At 73.1% G+C, this 18,054-nt stretch carries 18 protein-coding genes; 12 read left to right on the forward strand and 6 right to left on the reverse strand.

The window, feature by feature from the left end; translation table 11 throughout:
* Nucleotides 1–214: 214 nt before the first annotated feature.
* Nucleotides 215–1,099, forward strand: a complete 885-nt coding sequence (locus AB0E98_RS29920) for a DMT family transporter (protein WP_361708743.1) — start codon at nt 215–217, stop codon at nt 1,097–1,099.
* A gap of 55 nt (nt 1,100–1,154) precedes the next feature.
* Entirely contained in the window at nt 1,155–1,700 is a 546-nt protein-coding gene (locus AB0E98_RS29925) for an NUDIX domain-containing protein (protein ID WP_361708631.1), read from the forward strand.
* A gap of 15 nt (nt 1,701–1,715) precedes the next feature.
* On the opposite strand, the gene AB0E98_RS29930 is transcribed toward AB0E98_RS29925, so the two are convergent.
* Together AB0E98_RS29930 and AB0E98_RS29935 are read right to left on the reverse strand one after the other, a co-directional pair.
* Nucleotides 1,716–2,639 (reverse strand): NADP-dependent oxidoreductase, encoded by a 924-nt coding sequence (locus AB0E98_RS29930; protein WP_361708633.1) that lies wholly within the window; start codon nt 2,637–2,639, stop codon nt 1,716–1,718.
* A 63-nt stretch (nt 2,640–2,702) separates the two neighbouring features.
* On the reverse strand, nt 2,703–4,199 hold the full coding sequence (locus AB0E98_RS29935) for an MFS transporter (protein ID WP_361708636.1): 1,497 nt from the start codon (nt 4,197–4,199) through the stop codon (nt 2,703–2,705).
* 165 nt (nt 4,200–4,364) lie between these two features.
* On the opposite strand from AB0E98_RS29935, the gene AB0E98_RS29940 reads away from it, so the two are divergent.
* The 4 genes from AB0E98_RS29940 to AB0E98_RS29955 all read left to right on the forward strand — a co-directional run bounded on the left by AB0E98_RS29940 (nt 4,365) and on the right by AB0E98_RS29955 (nt 8,268).
* A complete protein-coding gene (locus tag AB0E98_RS29940) occupies nt 4,365–4,805 on the forward strand; it encodes a MarR family transcriptional regulator (RefSeq protein WP_311612567.1) in 441 nt (146 codons plus the stop codon).
* Between the two features lie 96 nt (nt 4,806–4,901).
* Nucleotides 4,902–5,849: an MBL fold metallo-hydrolase gene (locus AB0E98_RS29945; RefSeq protein ID WP_361708638.1), complete on the forward strand. Its 948-nt coding sequence runs from the start codon at nt 4,902–4,904 to the stop codon at nt 5,847–5,849.
* Between the two features lie 152 nt (nt 5,850–6,001).
* The gene (locus AB0E98_RS29950) at nt 6,002–7,030 is read left to right on the forward strand and encodes a phosphotransferase family protein (protein WP_361708641.1); all 1,029 of its coding nucleotides are present in this window, start codon (nt 6,002–6,004) and stop codon (nt 7,028–7,030) included.
* Between the two features lie 5 nt (nt 7,031–7,035).
* Nucleotides 7,036–8,268, forward strand: coding sequence for an acyl-CoA dehydrogenase family protein (locus AB0E98_RS29955; RefSeq protein ID WP_361708644.1), 1,233 nt, complete (start codon nt 7,036–7,038; stop codon nt 8,266–8,268).
* Between the two features lie 64 nt (nt 8,269–8,332).
* Here the strand turns inward: AB0E98_RS29955 and AB0E98_RS29960 are convergent, their stop codons facing one another.
* Nucleotides 8,333–8,944, reverse strand: coding sequence for a TetR/AcrR family transcriptional regulator (locus AB0E98_RS29960; RefSeq protein ID WP_361708647.1), 612 nt, complete (start codon nt 8,942–8,944; stop codon nt 8,333–8,335).
* A gap of 235 nt (nt 8,945–9,179) precedes the next feature.
* Here AB0E98_RS29960 and AB0E98_RS29965 point away from each other — a divergent pair, with 235 nt between their 5' ends.
* Together AB0E98_RS29965 and AB0E98_RS29970 are read left to right on the forward strand one after the other, a co-directional pair.
* Entirely contained in the window at nt 9,180–10,538 is a 1,359-nt protein-coding gene (locus AB0E98_RS29965) for a serine-threonine protein kinase (protein WP_361708649.1), read from the forward strand.
* 179 nt (nt 10,539–10,717) lie between these two features.
* Nucleotides 10,718–11,329: a hypothetical protein gene (locus AB0E98_RS29970; protein ID WP_361708652.1), complete on the forward strand. Its 612-nt coding sequence runs from the start codon at nt 10,718–10,720 to the stop codon at nt 11,327–11,329.
* A 61-nt stretch (nt 11,330–11,390) separates the two neighbouring features.
* Here AB0E98_RS29970 and soxR read toward each other — a convergent pair whose 3' ends face one another.
* A complete protein-coding gene (soxR, locus tag AB0E98_RS29975) occupies nt 11,391–11,855 on the reverse strand; it encodes a redox-sensitive transcriptional activator SoxR (RefSeq protein ID WP_311612558.1) in 465 nt (154 codons plus the stop codon).
* Nucleotides 11,856–11,881: 26 nt separating this feature from the next.
* Nucleotides 11,882–12,514 carry a TetR/AcrR family transcriptional regulator gene (locus AB0E98_RS29980; protein ID WP_361708746.1) on the reverse strand — a complete coding sequence of 211 codons (633 nt, stop codon included), beginning with the start codon at nt 12,512–12,514 and terminating at the stop codon, nt 11,882–11,884.
* A 143-nt stretch (nt 12,515–12,657) separates the two neighbouring features.
* Between AB0E98_RS29980 and AB0E98_RS29985 the strand changes: the two genes are divergently transcribed.
* The 3 genes from AB0E98_RS29985 to AB0E98_RS29995 all read left to right on the forward strand — a co-directional run bounded on the left by AB0E98_RS29985 (nt 12,658) and on the right by AB0E98_RS29995 (nt 15,471).
* Complete coding sequence (locus AB0E98_RS29985) at nt 12,658–13,185, forward strand: DUF2165 domain-containing protein (RefSeq protein WP_361708655.1); 528 nt, start codon at nt 12,658–12,660, stop codon at nt 13,183–13,185.
* A gap of 184 nt (nt 13,186–13,369) precedes the next feature.
* Nucleotides 13,370–14,695, forward strand: coding sequence for a homogentisate 1,2-dioxygenase (hmgA, locus tag AB0E98_RS29990; RefSeq protein WP_361708657.1), 1,326 nt, complete (start codon nt 13,370–13,372; stop codon nt 14,693–14,695).
* A 29-nt stretch (nt 14,696–14,724) separates the two neighbouring features.
* Nucleotides 14,725–15,471, forward strand: coding sequence for a GntR family transcriptional regulator (locus AB0E98_RS29995; protein ID WP_361708660.1), 747 nt, complete (start codon nt 14,725–14,727; stop codon nt 15,469–15,471).
* Between the two features lie 321 nt (nt 15,472–15,792).
* On the opposite strand, the gene AB0E98_RS30000 is transcribed toward AB0E98_RS29995, so the two are convergent.
* Nucleotides 15,793–16,083: a hypothetical protein gene (locus tag AB0E98_RS30000; RefSeq protein WP_311612552.1), complete on the reverse strand. Its 291-nt coding sequence runs from the start codon at nt 16,081–16,083 to the stop codon at nt 15,793–15,795.
* Between the two features lie 239 nt (nt 16,084–16,322).
* Here AB0E98_RS30000 and AB0E98_RS30005 point away from each other — a divergent pair, with 239 nt between their 5' ends.
* Nucleotides 16,323–17,957 (forward strand): protein kinase, encoded by a 1,635-nt coding sequence (locus AB0E98_RS30005; protein WP_361708663.1) that lies wholly within the window; start codon nt 16,323–16,325, stop codon nt 17,955–17,957.
* The last annotated feature ends 97 nt before the right edge of the window (nt 17,958–18,054 follow it).

The raw sequence follows: 18,054 nt of genomic DNA on the forward strand, positions 1-18,054 counted from the left end.
ATGGATCACCGCACGGGTTCCGTGACGCCACCCCCACCACTCCCGCATCGCACACCAGTGCTAGGCATGCCCGTTCGACGCTCGATCTCCTCCCCGGCCCCGACCCGGATGAACGGCCGAAAGGGGGGTACTCGACCGTCGCACCGCCCCCGAGGCGGCTATCGTTTTGCTGTCAAGTCTCCTACGACCGCAAGGTCTTGAGGTGCGCGACGTGATGGTCTTCGCCTTCGCCCTGGGTGCGGCGTGCTGTCTGGGCGTGGGGTTCGTGCTCCAGCAGAACGCCGCGCAGCGGGCACCCATGAGCGACTTCCTCTCCCTCCGGCTGCTGCTGGACCTCGCCCGGATGCCGCGCTGGCTGGCGGGCATCGCGCTGATGGTCTGCGGCATGGCCCTGGGCGCCATCGCGCTCAGCTGGGGCGAGGTGTCGCTGGTCGACCCGCTGATGGCGACGAACCTGCTGTTCGCCATGGCCCTCTCCCGCTGGCAGACCAAACAGCCGCTGGGCCGCAGCGGCTGGTGCGGGCTGTGGCTGCTGGCGGGCGGGGTGGCGGCCTTCGTCGTCGCCGGGCGCCCGCACGGCGGGCGGACGGTCACCGATCCGCTGCGGCACTGGCTGATCGTCGGGGTCATGGTGGGCACCGCGCTGCTGCTGGCGGCGGTCTCCAAGCGGGTGCGGATGAGCACGGAGGCGGCCCTGCTGGCCGTCGCGGCCGGGCTGCTCTACGGCGTACAGGACGCGCTGACGCGGGTGAGCGGCACCCGGTTCGCGCACGGCGGCTGGCGGGAGCTGGTCACCGGCTGGCAGCCCTACGCGGTGCTGGCGCTCGGGGTGACGGCGCTGGTGCTGGTGCAGAGCGCCTTCGAGACGGCCCCGCTGCGGATGTCGCTGCCCGCGCTGACGGCGGCGCAGCCGCTGGCGGGGATCGCGTGCGGGGTGGGTTTCATGGGCGACCAGTTGCGGACGACGCCCGCGGCGCTGGCCGGGCAGGCGGCGGGGCTGGTCGCGATCGTGTGCGGCATCGTGCTGATCGGCCGGCATCCGGCGATGCCGTCGGGCATGGCGGAGCCGGGCCAGGTCCGGGACCTCCAGCCGCACTGACCGCTGCTCATCACCGCCCCGGGCCCCTGTGGGCCACTGCTGGTTGGATGGGCCCATGACCGATCAGCTGCCGCCGCTCGGGGCGGATGAGGTGCTGGACATCGTCGACGAACACGACCGGGTCGTGGGGCGGGCACCGCGCGGCACGGTGTACGCCGACGGACTGCTCCACCGGTGTGTGTTCGTCCAGGCGCGCGACGCGCGGGGGCGGATCTTCGTTCACCGCCGGACCGACCGGAAGCTGGTCTTCCCCTCGCGGTACGACATGTTCGTCGGCGGGGTGGTCGGGGCGGGCGAGTCGTACGACGAGGCCGCGCTGCGGGAGGCGGAGGAGGAGCTGGGGGTCAGCGGCCTCCCGGCGCCCACGCCGCTGTTCCGCTTCCTCTACCGGGGCCCGGGAGGCGGGTGGTGGTCGGCGGTGTACGAGGTCCGCTGCGACCTTCCGGTCTCGCCCCAGGAGGAGGAAGTGGCCTGGTGGGACTTCCTCCCCGAGGAGGAGGTGGCGGCCCGGCTGGGCGAGTGGGACTGGGTGCCGGACGGGCTGGAGGCCTACGTCCGGCTGCGCGAGCGCCGGACGGGCGCGGGCCCGTCCGGCGGCTGACTGCGCGGGGTCCGGTCAGGACACCGTCACCACGATCTTTCCCCGGGTGTGGCCCTCGGCGCTGCGCCGGTGCGCGTCCGCCGTCTTCTCCAGCGGGAAGACCTCGGCCACCTCGACCTTGAGGGCGCCCTCCGCCGCCAGCCGGCCCAGCTCCGCCAGGTCGGCCGTGTCGGGGCGGACCCACAGCACCCGGCCGCCGAGCTCGGTGACGGCCGGGTCGGCGATGGAGACCAGGCGGGCGCCGTGGGCCGTGACGGCGGGCGAGGTCGTGACGGCACCGCCGCCGACGAGGTCGAGCACGACGTCCACGCCCTGGGGCGCCAGGGCCCGGACGCGCTCGACGAGGCCGTCGCCATAGGTGACGGGCTCGGCGCCCAGGGCGCGCAGATAGTCGTGGTTGCGCTCGCCGGCCGTGCCGATGACGCGGGCGCCGATCCGGCGGGCGAGCTGGACTGCCATGGAGCCCACCCCGCCGGAGGCGCCGTGGATCAGCACGGTGTCGCCCTCGCCGGCCCGTACCGCGCGCAGGGACTGGAGGGCGGTGAGGCCGGCCAGCGGGATGGCCGCGGCCTCCTCGAAGGTGAGCCCGGCGGGCTTGGGGGCCAGGGTGCGCACGGGCGCGGCCACGTACTCGGCGAAGGTGCCCCGGGAGAGGAGGTCCTCGCGGACGTAGCCGATGACCTCGTCGCCCTCCTGGTACTCGGGGGTGTCCGCACCCAGCCCGACGACCACGCCCGAGACGTCCCAGCCGGGCACGACCGGGAAGACCGGCTGGAGCATCCCGTCGAGGTAGCCCTCGCGCGCCTTCCAGTCGACGGGGTTGACGGCCGCCGCCCTGACCTTGATCAGGACGGAGTCGGGGCCGACCTTGGGCAGGGGGAGGTCGCCGTACTCGAGGACCTCGGGGCCGCCGTAGGCCCGGTAGCTGACAGCCTTCATGGTGCTGGCTCCTTCGGTGTCGGGGTGTCCGGCGGGATGTTCCGGCGGAGGGTCCGTCGGGGGTCAGCGGGTGACGGGTGCGGTCCCAGCCTCGGCCGCCGGGGCCACCTCCGCCACCGCGGTCTCACCCAGGGTGCGGATCCTCCGCAGACCCAGCGCGGCCACGGCCGCGACCAGGGCGAAGGCGATGCCCGCGATCACGAAGGTGAGGGTGAACTGGCTCTCGGCGGGCAGCTTGGGCGCGCCCGGCGGCAGGTGTTCGATGCTCTTGGAGGCGAGGACCGTGGTGATCATCGCGCTGCCGATGGCGCTGCCGGTGGAACGGGAGATGGAGTTGATGCCGTTGGCTATGCCGGTCTGGCGGTGGGGCACGCTGGCGACGATCACGGCGGGCATGGCCGCGTAACCGAAGCTGATGGCCGCGCCGACGCACATGCCGGCGGCGATCACGGAGTAGGTGTGCTCGTGGTCGAGCGCGATCCACACGAAGCCGACGGTGCCGATGAGCGAGGCCAGCAGCAGGACCAGGCGGGGGCCCTTGTGCCGGACGAGCTGGCCGCCGACGGGCGCGGCGAGCAGCGAGACGACGGTGCTGGGCAGCAGGTACTCGACGGAGGCGCGCAGGACGGTCGCGTCGAAGCCGTAGCCGGTGATCTTCGAGGGCATCTGCACCAGGTAGGAGACGCCGATGAAGAGGGCGAAGGAGCCGAAGCCGACGAGGAGGCCGGCGATGTTGGCGAAGAGCACCGGCGGGTGGGCGAACATCCGCATGTCGACCAGCGGCTCGCGCACCTTGCGCTCGACCAGCGTCCATATCGCGGCCATCACCGCGGCGCCGGCGAAGCAGCCGATCGTCCGGGCGGAGGACCAGCCCCACTCGTGGCCCTGGGTGATGGGCAGCAGGAGCAGCACGAGGGTCGCGGCCAGGGTCAGGGCGCCGAGGGCGTCGGTGCGGCCGCCGGTGGTCTCCCGGGTGGCGGGCACGAGGGTGGCGACGGCGATGAGGGCGAGCGCGGCGAGGCCGGTGGCCAGCCAGAAGGCGCTGCGGTAGTCGGGGTCGTCACCGGAGGTGAGCAGGCCGGTGGCGACGAGCGCCAGGCCGCTGCCGAAGGCGAGGGTGCCGCTGACCATGGCCATCGCGCCGGGCAGCCGGGCCGGGCGGACCTCCTCGCGGAGCACGGAGAGCGCCAGCGGGAAGATCGCGGTGGCGGCGCCCTGGAGCACCCGGCCGACGATCAGCCAGAGCAGGGAGTGGGTGACGGCCGCGAGGACGGAGCCCGCGACCATGACGACCAGAACGGCCACCAGGGTCTTCTTCTTGCCGTGCTGGTCGCCGAAGCGGCCGAGCAGCGGGGTGAAGACGGCGGCGGAGAGGAGGGTCGCGGTGGTGACCCAGCTGACGTTCGCGGACGAGGTGCCGAGGTCCTTCTGGATGAGGCCGAGGATCGGCACCACCAGGGTCTGCATCATCGAGACGACCATGGCGGCCAGGCTCAGGGCGAAGACGATCACCGTCTCGTTCCGCTGCGTGGCGGGGGCGGTGGACGCTGGGGAGGTCATGGGCGGGAGAGGTTCCTTCGGAATGCTGCGCGTTCGGAATGCCGCGCGTTACTTCACGACGTTGATGCTTGAGATCCTCAAGCAACCCGGAGCACGCTAGACCCAATACTTCAGGTAGTCAAGTTAATGATTTAAGACTTCAAGCTGTTTGAGTACACTTGAGCCATGACCGGTACGACCCCCCAGCCCCCGTCCAAGGCCCAGCTCCTGGAGCTGGTGGCGGCACTCGGCACCGCCCAGTGGCAGGACTTCGCGGCCACCGCCGCCCGCCACGGCCTCACCTCCGTCCAGGCCAAGCTGCTCGCCCAGCTCAAGGGCCCGGTCCCGATGCGCGGCCTGGCCACCCTGCTGGTCTGCGACGCCTCCAACGTCACCGGCATCGTCGACCGGCTGGAGGCGCGCGGTCTCGTCCGCCGCGAGCCCGACCCGTCCGACCGCCGGGTGAAGAACGTGGTGGCCACCGACGAGGGCCGCGAGACCATCCGCCGGGTACGGGCCGAGATGCAGGCCACCCACAGCGCGCTCGACGCGCTGGACGAGGCGGAGCGCACCACGCTCTACGGGCTGCTGGACCGGCTGCGGCCGGGACTCGAGCACCGCGCCTGACCGGCGAACGCCGGGCCCACGGCCCCCGCCCGCCCGTATTCTGACGGGTGGTCCGATCCGCCCACCCCCGCGGCGGACGGCGAGGGAGGCCAGCGAATGACCAGCGCGAACACGAGACCGACGACCATCGAGGCGGAGGGCGCCGAGCCGTACACGGTCCCGCTCGCCCCGGGCGTGAGCGCCTACATCCAGCCCGACGGCGGCTGGTGCCTGAACAACGCGGGGTTCGTGACCGACGGCGAGCGGACCCTCCTCGTCGACACGGCCGCCACCGAGCGCCGGGCGAAGCTGCTGCGCGAGGCCGTCGTCGCGAGCGGGGCGCCGCTGCCGACCACCGTCGTCAACACCCACCACCACGGCGACCACACCTACGGCAACTGCGTCTTCACGCCGCAGGCCACGGTCATCGGCCACGCCGACTGCCGCCGCGAGACCCTCGCGGCGGGCCTCCAGCTCCACCTCGCCTGGCCCGAGGTCGACTACGGGCACGTCGAGGTCACCCCGCCCACCGTCACCTACACCGACGAGCTGACCGTCCACATCGGCGACACCGAGGTCCGCCTCCTCCACCCGGGCCCGGCCCACACCATCGGTGACACCATCGTCCATCTCCCCGGCCAGGGCGTCGTCTTCACCGGCGACCTGATCTTCAACGGCGGGACGCCCTTCATCATGATGGGCTCCCTCAGCGGCTCCCTGCGGGCCCTTACGACCCTGCGCGGGCTGGACGCGAGCGTGGTCGTACCGGGCCACGGCCGGGTCACCGACGTTGGCGTCTACGACACCGTCGAGCGCTACCTCCGCTACGTCGAGGACCTCGCCCGCACCTCCCACGCCGCCGGACGCACCCCCCTGGAGGCCGCCCGCGAGGCCGACCTCGGCGAGTTCGCCACCCTGCGCGAGAGCGAGCGCCTGGTCGCCAACCTCCACCGCGCCTACGCCGAACTGGACGGGCTCCCGCTGGGGACGCCGCTGGACCTGCTGACGGTGCTGGGCGACATGATGACGATGAACGGCGGCCGGCCGATCGCCTGCCACGCGTAACCCCGGGCGATGCCCTTGCCCCGGCCCCCGCTCACCGAATGGGGGCCGGGTGCCCTCTGGACGGCATACCGACCGGTCGGCATCATGATCGGCGTCAGCAGGTCGCCGGATGTCCGCCGAGCGCGGCCCGACTCCCTTTGGAGGAGCACGCGATGAGCAAGGCCAGTCCCCCGCCGGGGCTCGATCCACAGCGGTTGCGCGGGTATCTGGAGCGGGAACGCCCGGGGCTGACAGCCGGGCCGTTGGAGGCCGGGCTGATCGAAGGGGGGCGGTCCAACCTCACGTACGTGGTGCGCGACGGCTCCGGCGGGAGCTGGGTGGTGCGCAGGCCGCCGCTGGGGCATGTGCTCGCCACCGCCCACGACATGGCCCGTGAGCACCGGGTGATCAGCGCGCTGCGCGACACGCCCGTGCCGGTGCCGGAGGCGCTGCTGCTGTGCGAGGACGAGGAGGTGCTCGGGGCGCCGTTCTACGTGATGGAGTTCGTCCCCGGCACGCCCTACCGCTCGGTGGAGCAGCTCGCCGCGATCGGGCCGGGCCGGACGCGGGAGGTGGTGCTGGGGCTCGTCGACACGCTCGTGGAGCTCCATGCCGTGGACCCGGCGGCGGTGGGGCTGGGGGACTTCGGGCGCCCGGAGGGGTTCCTGGAGCGGCAGTTGAGAAGGTGGGGCACCCAGCTGGAGGCGTCCCACAGCCGTGAGCTGCCGGGGATCGACGAGCTGCGTGCCACGCTGACGAAGGCCCTGCCCCGCTCCCCCGCGCCCGCCGTGGTGCACGGCGACTACCGGCTCGACAACGTCCTGGTCGGCGCCGACGACACCGTACGGGCCGTCCTGGACTGGGAGATGTCCACGCTCGGCGATCCGCTCACCGACCTCGGGCTGCTGGTGATGTACGGCGAGCAGCGGTCCGTCCCCGGCTCGCCCGTGGCCGCCACCGGAAGCGCCCCGGGGCACCCGGATCCGGCCGAACTCGTGGAGCGCTACGCCGCCCGCTCCGGCCGTGACGTCTCCGCCCTGCCCTGGTACACGGCCTTCGCCTACTTCAAGCTCGCCGTGATCCTGGAGGGCATCCACTACCGCCACACCCTCGGGCGGACGGTCGGCGCGGGCTTCGACCGCATCGGCGAGCTCGTCCCGCTCTTCATCGACAACGGCCTCACCACCCTCCGGAAGGGCTGAGCGGCATGGACTTCGCATTCGACGCCCGCACCGAGGAACTGCGGTCCCGGCTGCTCGCTTTCATGGACGAGCACGTGTACCCGGCGGAGGCCGTCGCCGAGGAGCAGCGTGCCGCGCTCGCCTCGCCGTGGGACGTACCGCCGGTCGTCGGGGAGCTGAAGGCGGAGGCTCGGCGGCGGGGGCTGTGGAATCTATTCTTCGTAGACCAGCACAGCCTGCCCGACGAGGAGTACGGGGCCGGGCTCACCAATCTCCAGTACGCCCCCCTCGCCGAGATCACCGGCCGCAGTCCCCAGCTCGCCCCCACCGCCCTCAACTGCGCCGCCCCCGACACCGGGAACATGGAGCTGCTCGCCCAGTTCGGCACCGAGGAGCAGAAGAAGCGCTGGCTGGAGCCGCTGCTGGCGGGGGAGATCCGCTCGGCGTTCGCGATGACCGAGCCGGACGTGGCCTCCTCCGACGCGACGAACATCGAGACGCGGATCGAGCGGGACGGCGACGCGTACGTCGTCACCGGCCGCAAGTGGTACATCTCCGGCGCGTTGCACCCCGATTGCCGGGTCTTCGTCGTCATGGGCAAGACGGACCCCCAGGGCGCCGACATCCGCCGGCAGCAGTCGATGATCCTGGTCCCCCGTGACACCCCTGGTGTCGAGGTCCGCCGCGCCATGCGGGTCTACGGCTACGAGGACCACTACCACGGCGGCCACGCGGAGGTCCTCTTCGACAGGGTGCGCGTCCCGGCGGACCATCTGGTCGGCGAGGAGGGCGGCGGCTTCGCCATCGCCCAGGCCCGGCTGGGCCCGGGCCGTATCCACCACTGCATGCGGCTGATCGGCATGGCCGAGCGGGCGATCGAGCTGATGTGCCGGCGCGCCCTGGACCGTACGGCCTTCGGCAAGCCGCTCGCGGCGCAGGGCGTGGTCCAGGAGTGGATCGCGGACGCGCGCGTGGCGGTGGAGCAGTTGCGGCTGCTGGTCCTCAAGACGGCCTGGCTGATGGACACGGTGGGCAACCGGGGCGCCCACACCGAGATCCAGGCCATCAAGATCGCGACGCCGCGCACGGTGACGGACATCCTCGACAAGGCGGTCCAGCTCCATGGCGCGGGCGGGGTGGGGCAGGACTTCCCGCTGGCGGAGCTGTGGGCCGCGGCGCGGACGCTGCGGCTGGCCGACGGGCCGGACGAGGTGCATCAGCGGTCACTGGCCCGGCGGGAGCTCAAGCGCTACGCGTAGCGCCCCCCTGCTCGTTCCGCCCGGAGGGGACCCCGGGCGGAACAGTCCGGTCCGGTCCGTAAAGCTACGGCCGCAGGGCCCGTAGCAGCAGGTCCGCGAGGTGGTCGGCGACCGCCCGCGCGCTGAGCGCGCCGTCCGGGCGGTACCAGCTGCCCAGGTGGTGGACGGAGCCGAAGTGGTAGTCCACCACGAGGTCGGCGGGCGTGGCCCGGCTGAAGACGCCCGTGCGCTGTCCCTCCTCCACCAGGGCCCGGAACCGCTCGTGGTAGCGGCGCCGTTCGGCGCGCACCTGCTTGAGCTTGTCGGGCGAGAGGTGGTGCATCGAGCGGAAGAAGATCGTGGTGTCGTCGAGGTTCTCCAGGGTCGTCACCACCACGTCGGCCGCCGCGTCCCTCAGCCGGCGCTCGACGGGCGCGTCGGTGCCGGCGAGGGCGTCCAGCCGTTCCTGCTGGAGCCGCAGGACCCGTCCGTAGACCTCGTGGAGCAGGTCGTCCTTCGAGCCGAAGTAGTGGTACAGCGCGCCCTTGGTGACGCCCGCGGCCACGACGATCTCCTGGACGGACGTGCGGTCGTAGCCCTGCTCGGCGAAGAGCCGGGTGGCGGCGGCGAGCAGGCGCTGCGGTACCGGTCTGGCGCAGCTCTCCGTCGCTCCCGCCGTCGCCGTCCTGATGTGCATGAGCCACCACCCCTTCCGCCGCGGTGCGGTGCCGCGCCGCGTGCGCGGCCCCCCTTTCGAGGATCTTGCCACCAGGCGGCGGGGGCGCGCGGGGAGTTGCCCGGGTTCGCTCACCTGCGCGTGCCGCAAGGGCTCGAATCGTGGCTCACGAACGGGTGAAGAGGCCCTGGGAAGGCTGGACACACTCTCTTGACGGCAGGACGATGCGCGCGAACTGACCTGGCAGGGGGACGCCATGGCGACCATAGGTGTGCAGCCGTACTGGGAGCTGATGTTCGACGCCGAGGGGGACATGGCTCCCGGCGAACGAGAGGCGCTGGTAAGGGGGGTGGCGGAGAAGGAGATCACCGATCTGGTGGTCTTCGCCCACGGCTGGAACAACACCCGCTCGATGGCCACCGGTCTCTACGACCGCTTCTTCGCCCCCTTCCCCACCGTGCTCGCCGACGCCCCCGCCCACTCCGCCACCGGTGGCCCCGTGCGTCTCGGCTACGGGGGCGTGATCTGGCCTTCCATGCGGTTCACGGACGAGCCCATCCCCGACTTCCCCTCCGAGCGGCCCCCGGCGGCGGCCGCCGGGCCGCTGCTGGACCCGGGCACCCTGGCGGGGCTGGCCGTGGTCTTCCCCGGCAGCGAGGCCGTGCTGGACCGGCTGGCCGAGCTGCTGGAGCGGCGGCCGGCGGACCCGGCGCGGCTGGCGGAGTTCGCGGCGCTGACGCGCGGTCTGGTCGCCCGGGGCCGGGGCGGCCGGGCGACGGGGTCCGCCGCCGATCCGTACGTCCACGACCTGGACCCGGGGGCGGGTGAGCCGGAGGAGCCCACGATGTTCTCCGGGAGCCCCGAGCGGGTGTGCGCGCGCTTCGCGGACGCCCTGGCGCTCGCGGGTCTGGCGCGCTCCGAGTTGTCCGGCGCGCTGGAGCGGCTGTGGGGCGGTGCGCTGGAGATGCTGCGCCAGGGGACCTACTGGGAGATGAAGCGACGGGCGGGGACCGTGGGAGAGGCGGGGCTCGGACGGCTCCTCGGGGAGCTCGCCGGCGCCTCCCCCGGCCTGCGAATACATCTGGCGGGGCACAGCTTCGGGGGACGGCTCGTCGCGTTCGCCCTGCGTGGCCTTCCGGAGCGCGCGCGATGTGTGCGCTCCGTCACTCTGCTCCAAGGCGCCTTCTCGCACTACGCGTTCGCGCCCCGGCTGCCGTTCGCCCCCGGTCTCGCGGGGGCGCTCAAGGAGCTCCAGCACCGGGTCGACGGCCCGGTGGTCTGCTGCCATTCGAGCCACGACCAGGCGCTGGGGGTGCTCTATCCGCTGGCCTCCCGGATCACCGGGGACATGGACTCGCTGCTCGGCCTGGACCCGCTGGGCCTTTCCGACCCCCGCTGGGGCGCCATGGGCCACGACGGCGTCCAGGCCGTGCCCGGCACCGCGGCCCTCGTTCTCGACCGGGCCCTGACCGGCCCGTTCCCGGCCGACGGCTGTGTGAACGTCGACGCCTCGGCGGTCGTACGGCGCGGCGGCCCGCCGTCCGGCGCGCACAGTGACATCTGCCACCGGGAGCTGGCCCGGCTGGTCCTGCTGGCCGGGCGCCTGGTGCGCTGAGCACGGCACCGGGTTCCGCCACCTTCGTGATGGCCCACATCTGTCCGCCCGATGGGGGTAGCAGAGCGGAGTCGGCGCCGTGACGCGGGCCGGGATCCGAAAATCCGATGGATCCGATCGGCCGTGCGTTACGTCCCTTCCATGTCGATCCGAGTCCGCGCCGCCGGAGGTGGGATGCAGTGGCAGGTTTCAGAGCACTAGCCCGAGAAGTGCGCAATCCACGGAACACCATCGCGCTCCGCAGGACCTCCCTGCGCAAATGCCTGGAACGCTTCGCCCCCTACGGGCACCGGGCGACATGGCGCCACCTGTGCGCCCGGGCCGGCCTCGTCCCCGACGACCGCGCCCCCGACCCCGCGTTGCTGATCGCCGCGCTGGCCGAGCTGGAGGAGGCCCGCGAGGTCTGGCTGGCGTACGAGGCCCGGTTCGCGGGCCGGCGCCGCCGGGAGAAGCACCACGGGATCCGTCAGCCGAGCGCGATCGACGACTGGTACCGCAACACCTGGGGCGGCTGTGACATCGTGCCCTGCGCGTCCCCCGACGTCACCCCCGACGCCCGGCTCGCGGACGTGCTGCGCCGGGTGATCGCGGCGATGGAGTCCGCCCCCGGCGACGCCTGCCCGGTGTGCGGGCAGGAGCGCGTCGAATGGCGCGCGGACCTGGAGCGCTATCCGCTGGAAGGTCCCGTCTGCGCCGACTGCGGCATCGTGGTGCCCGTTTCGGTGCTCACGCCCGCCGCTCTGACCGCGGCGCGCAGGAGGACCTTCGCCGGGCGGTACGCGGGGGTGTGAGCGCGCTCCCCGGACCCCTCCGGGGAGCATCGGCCGCCCTCGGTCTCGCGGGGGCGCGTGATCAGCCGGCGTCGCGCTGGCCGTAGAGGATCGAGCCGTTGCCGAAGCCGCCGAAGCGGTCGTCGGGGTTGGACAGCGCGCACCGGTCGAGGGAGAGGCAGCCGCAGCCGATGCAGTCCTCGAGGCTGTCGCGCAATTTGCCCAGCTGCGCTATCCGGTTGTCCAGTTCGACCCGCCACGCCTCCGACAGCCGGGCCCAGTCGGCCCGGTTGGGCGTGCGGCCGTCGGGCAGTTCGGCCAGCGCCTCGCGGATCGTGGCGAGCGGGATGCCGACGCGCTGGGCCGCGCGGATGAAGGCGACGCGGCGCAGCGCGTCACGGTCGTAGCGGCGCTGGTTCCCCGAGGTGCGCCTGCTGCTGATCAAGCCCTTGGTCTCGTAGAAGTGAAGGGCGGAGACGGCCGCGCCACTGCGCGCCGAGAGCTGACCAACAGTCAGCTCGCAAACCTTCTTCGTAATCTGCGGCACGGCTCAGACTGTACGTGACGGCAATGTCAGGCCGGTCGTGGCGAGGGCTCCGGGTGGCCGACCATGCGCAGGACCAGGCCGGCGTAGAGGTCGCCGACCTCGGCGGGCGTGCGGCGGCCCGCGGCGTCGAACCAGCGGGCGACGTCGACGCACAGGGAGATCGCGGCGAGGGCGGTGCCGCGGACGTCGGGGACGTCGAAGTCGCCCGAGGCGACGCCGTCCTCGATGATCGCGCGGACGGCGGCGTCGGTGTCCCGGCGCAGCGCGACGATCTCGGCGTAGTGCTCCTCGCCGAGCGCGCCGAGCTCGTACTGGACGACGCGCGCGGTGGTGTGGTGCTCGGCGTGCCAGCGGACGAAGCGGCGGACGGCCTCGGCGAGGCGCTCGGCCGGGGTGCCGGCGCCGTCGCGGGCCCGGCGCAGGATGTCGAGGGCGAGCCGGTGCCCGACGCCGCTGATGCGGTAGAGCAGCTCTTCCTTGGTCCGGTAGTGGATGTAGAGCGCGGCGGGGCTCATTCCGGCGCGGCCGGCGATGTCGCGGGTGGTGGTGGCGTGGTAGCCGCGCTCGGCGAAGGCCTCCACACCGGCGGCCAGCAGGCGGCGCGCCGCGTCGGGCGTGACGTCGGCCCACTCCTCGGTCCGTGGCGTCTGCGCGCCCATCTCGGTGCCCCGCTCTCCGGGCCCGCCCGGGCCCCTCGCCGACAGAAGGACGAACACCATACCCCGGGCCTGAGCAAGCGCTTAGGGCGCATGGTCCGGGGCCTCGGCGCGTAGCGGCCCGGCCGGACGGGCATGCATGACCCATGACCGCCGAGCGCACCCTGCCGGTGGCGGCCACGGCGCTGACCGCCACGATCGCGGTCTACATCACGCTCGTCGCCTTCGGCAATGTCACCGACTTCGGTACCAACCAGGAATTCGTCCGGCACGTCCTGGCCATGGACACCACGTTCCAGGACCGCGATGTGATGTGGCGGGCCATAACCGACGCCACGCTCCAGAACGCCGCCTACGTGACCATCATCGCCTGGGAGACGCTGGCGGCGCTCGTGCTGCTCGCGGCCACAGGGCTGTGGGTGCGGGGGCTGCGGCGCGGCGGTGCCGGCCAGGGCTTCGGGCCCGCCCGGCGGGCCACCACGCTGGGGCTGCTGATGCTCATGCTGCTCTTCGGGCTGGGCTTCATCGCCATCGGCGGGGAGTGGTTCGCGATGTGGCAGTCCACGAAGTGGAACGGGCTCCAGGCCGCGACCCGCATGTTCACGCTGACCGGGATCGTCCTGCTGCTGATCCATCTGCCGTCACCGCAGTGGCGGGCGGACCGGGCCGGCTGATCGCGGCCCGCGCCACGTGATCGCCTGGGGCTCCCGGCGGGCCCGGGCACCGGCGCCCGGCGGCCGGGTTCCCATGCCCACCCGACGACCGGTTCTTCCGTACGCCCGGAACCGGTCCATTGACGCGCCCGGTCCGGGAATCCTACGGTCTTCCATAGGAATCCATCGGCAGTGGGAGCACGCGATGAGCGGTACGGGCAATGAGCGGGCGCGAAAGACCGCGGAGGCGCTGGTCTACTCCCCCGGCTTCGGCAACGAGCACAGCAGCGAGGCCCTCCCCGGCGCCCTGCCCCTGGGGCGCAACGCACCGCAGCGGGCTCCCCTCGGGCTCTACGCGGAGCAGCTCAGCGGCAGCGCCTTCACCGAGCCCCGCGCGCGCAACCGCCGGTCCTGGCTGTACCGGATCCGGCCCTCCGCCGCCCACCCGCCCTTCACGCGCGTCGGGAACGGCGCCCTGCGCACGGCCCCCTTCGCCGAGACCGTCCCCGACCCCAACCGGCTGCGCTGGAACCCGCTGCCCGAGCCCGCCGAGGGCACGGACTTCCTCGCCGGCCTGTGGACCCTGGGCGGCAACGGGGACGTCACCCAGCGCGCCGGCATGGCCGTCCACCTGTACGCGGCGAACGCCTCCATGACGGACCGCGTGTTCAGCGACGCCGACGGGGAGCTGCTGATCGTCCCCGAGCGGGGCGGGCTGCTGCTGCGCACCGAGCTCGGGCTGCTGCGCGCCGAGCCCGGCCACGTGGCGCTGATCCCGCGAGGGGTGCGCTTCCGGGTGGAGCTCCTCGACGCATCCGCGCGCGGCTACGTCTGCGAGAACTACGGGCAGCCCTTCGTCCTCCCCGACCTCGGCCCGATCGGCGCCAACGGGCTCGCGAACGCCCGTGACTTCCTGGCCCCGGTCGCCGCCTACGAGGACGTCGAGGGCCCCGTGGAGGTGATCAACAAGTTCTGCGGCAACCTCTGGTCGGCGACGTACGACCACTCCCCGCTGGACGTCGTCGCCTGGCACGGCAACCATGTGCCGTACGTCTACGACCTGCGCCGATTCAATGTGCTGGGGTCCATAAGCTACGACCACCCGGACCCGTCCGTCTTCACGGTGCTCACCTCGCCGTCCGACACCCCGGGGCTGGCCGGCGTGGACTTCGTCGTCTTCGCGCCGCGCTGGCTGGTCGGTGAGGACACCTTCCGGCCGCCCTACTTCCACCGGAACGTGATGAGCGAGTACATGGGCCTGATCGAGGGCGCCTACGACGCGAAGGCGGAGGGCTTCGTCCCCGGCGGCGGCTCGCTGCACAACATGATGTCCGCGCACGGACCGGACCGGGACACCTTCGAGCGGGCGAGCGCGGCCGAGCTCCGGCCCCAGAAGATCGACGACGGCCTCGCCTTCATGTTCGAGTCCCGCTGGCCGCTGACGCTCACGGCACAGGCGGCGGAGGCCGACCACCTGCAGACGGGATACGACCAGGTGTGGCAGGGTCTGGAACGCCATTTCCGTCGGTGACACCCCCCGTTCGCAGAGCCGGAGCCCCCGTGACCTTCGCCCCCGACTCCCTCGCGCTCAACCGCAAGCTGCCGCTCTGGTACCAGGTGTCGCAGTCGTTGCGCGCCTCGATACTGGGCCGGCGCCCGGACGACCCGCTGCGCCTGCCCACCGAGGACGCCCTCGCGGCGCACTACGGCGTCAGCGTGCTGACCATGCGGCAGGCGCTCAAGGAGCTGGAGACGGAGGGGCTGATCACCCGGCACCGCCGGCGGGGCACGTTCATCGAGCCGAGCGCCCGGCGCGGCTCGCCCGTACGGCTGCTGGGCTCGGTGGACACCATCGTCGCCCAGCAGTCCGGCGAGCACACGGCCGTTCTCGGCCACGGCCCGGCCCCGGTCCCGGCCGAGCTGGCCGAGCACTTCCCCGGCCTGGACGAGGCGGTCGCCTACCGGCGGCTGCGCCATGACGAGGCGTCGGGCGAGCCGACGAACTGGGCGGAGAACCTGGTCCGCCCGGAGCTGGCCGAGCACATCGACGTCACGGACCTCACCCGCTGGCCCATGACCAAGGTGCTGCGCGATGTGGTGGGGGTGCGCATCAGCCGGATCACGGACACCGTCGAGGCACGGCTGGCCGACCCGGAGACGGCCCGGCTGCTCCAGGTGCCGCTGCTCAGCCCGATCCTCCACTACACGGGCATCACCTACGACGAGAACGGACGGGCCGTCGACATCGCCCGCATCCACTACCGGGGGGACCGTTTCTCCTTCACCGTCACCCTCGACGCGCACTGAGCCGGGCGCGGGACGGGCACCGGGGGCGTGCCGGGGACATGCCGCGGGCGTGCCCGGCGGCTCTCCCCCGGATCTCCACGATCTGCGCACGCCCGGGGATTTCCTCCTCGGCGCGCCCCTGACTCACCGCGCACCGGGAGACGGCGCGAACGTCCGGAGACCGAGCGGGGGATTCGGCGGGGGATGGAGAGCCCGGGTGGAGACGGCCGGCCGGAGGGCGCCGGAGGATGCCAGGGTGACCGGGGGCGCGCCGGGGTGTGCCACTGCCCGACCGGCCCCGGGGAAAGGGCAGGCCGTACGGGGACGGGCCGGGGCCGGGGGTCAGGCGTGAGAGGTGGTGCTACGGCTGCCGAAGAGCGAACGGCGCAGCCGCCGCAGCGGGGCGAACAGGGAGACCCGGGCGATACGGCTCCGGCTCTTGCTGCGACCGGCGCGGACGTGGTCGCGCGAGGTGATCTCGCGCATCAGCACCGTCGCACCCTCGACCTCGCGCTGCGGCAGGGCGGGCCCTCCGAGCACCGCGAGGTGACGGTCGAGGCGCGCGCTGGACGCACCGCTTCCGTAGCTGATGGCAGGCACACGCGGCCTGCTCCGCATCGCTATCTGATCCATTCGATACTCCCCACCCGTACGAGGCACCCGGCCCAGGCAGGGTAACCCTATCGCCCCATCGCGTCACCCGCGCATCGGCGGGGCCGATTCACCACCCCGTCAAGGGCGTTGACAAACCTGACGTGAACCTGCCGTTACCGACAGCGAGTTGAACAGGACAATACGGTACCGAACAGGGGGCAATCACGCTCCGTTGCGGTACATTCACCCCGAATTGCTCTCGGGGGAGGGACGGACGCATGGACGTGGGTTCCGGCGCCGGACGGGTGCTGGCGGGCCGTTACCGGCTGCTGGGCGAGCTGGGGCAGGGCGGCATGGGCGTGGTATGGCGCGCCAGGGACGAGGTCCTGGGCCGTGAAGTGGCGGTCAAGGAGGTCCGGGCACCCGCCGGGCTGCCCGCCCCCGACGTACGGCAGCTCTACGCCCGGCTGGAGCGCGAGGGGCGCGCGGCGGCCCGGATCTCCCACCGCAACGTCGTCACCGTCCACGACGTGGTCACCGAGGAGGGCCGGCCCTGGATCGTCATGGAGCTGGTGCGCGGCCTCTCCTTCGCGGAGGTCCTCCTGGCCGAGGGTCCCATCGCCCCGGTACGGGCGGCGCGGATCGGTGTGGAGGTGCTCGCCGCGCTCCGGGGCGCGCACGCCGTGGGCGTACTGCACCGCGACGTGAAACCGGGAAACGTCCTCATCTCCAACGACGGGCGTGTCGTCCTCTCCGACTTCGGCATCGCGATGATCGAGGGGAGCTCCGCGCTGACGGCGACGGGCCAGCTGGTCGGCTCCCCCGAGTACCTCGCCCCGGAACGCGCGCTGGGGCACCCGCCGGGGCCCGAGTCGGACCTCTGGTCGCTCGGGGTGATGCTCTACGCGGCCGTGGAGGGCTACTCCCCCTTCCGGCAGGACACCCCGCTCAGCACGCTGCGCGCCGTCGTCGACGCCGAGCTCCCACCGCCACGCCGGGCCGGCCCGCTCGCGCCCGTCCTGGACGGGCTGCTCCGCAAGGACCCGGCGCGACGGCTCGGCACGGCGGAGGCGGAGCGGCTGCTGCGGACGGTTGCGGCGGGGAGCGTGCCGCGCGTGGAGACGGGGGGTGGGGGTGCGGGGGCGTACGCGCCGACTGTGGCGGCGGGATCCGCGGCGCCCACGGAGCCCGTGGGGGCGGCCGGGGCGGCGACGCAGCCGGTGCCGGTGCCGCCCGAGCGGCGGGCGGGGAAGCGGGTGGCGCTGGCCGGGGGCGCGCTGGTCGCGCTGCTCGCCGTGGGTGGGCTGGTATGGGCGCTCACCTCGAACGGCGACGATGGTGGTAGCGGTGGGTCGGGCGGCGGGGGTGCGTCCGCCGGGAGCGACAAGAACGCGGGGGCGGCACCTACGCCGCAGGGCAGCGGGCCTACGCCGTCGGCGGCCGCGCCGCCGCCCGCGTCACCTTCCGCCGGAAGCACGTCCCCGGTGACCATCACCGTCACCATCGTCGCCCTGCGCGACCACTACTCCGGCCCCTGCCCGCCGCCGGGCGACGCGGCTCCCGCCTTCCAGGCCGCCATCGCGGTGGACCGCTCCCCCGCCGACGTCACCTACCGCTGGGTGACGGGCAGCGGGAACGTCACGGACGGCGGCTGGCGAACGGCGCGCGTCGGCGCCGGGGAGCGGAGCAAGGTCCTCGCGCACACGGACACCGCACACCGGGCGGGGGATCAGGAGAAGGACTGGATCGCGCTGGAGGTGAAGGGGGTGGGGGTGTCGCGGCATGTTCCGTTCACGGTGACGTGTCAGAAGGCACCGTCGCCGGGGCCGTCTTCGGCGAGCGCGTCCCCGTCGGCGTCGGCGTCGGCCAGCCCGTCCGGCTACCCCGGCACGTACGGCGGTACCAGCGGTTGAGGCCCCAGTCCCGCCCTTTCGCCGTTTCCGAAGGGGCTCCGCCCCCCTCGCACCCCCGTTCCGCGCTGACGCGCGTCGTCCTCAAACGCCGGACGGG

The sequence above is a fragment of the Streptomyces sp. NPDC037389 genome (assembly GCF_040636475.1).
GTDB classification, from domain to species: domain Bacteria; phylum Actinomycetota; class Actinomycetes; order Streptomycetales; family Streptomycetaceae; genus Streptomyces; species Streptomyces hesseae.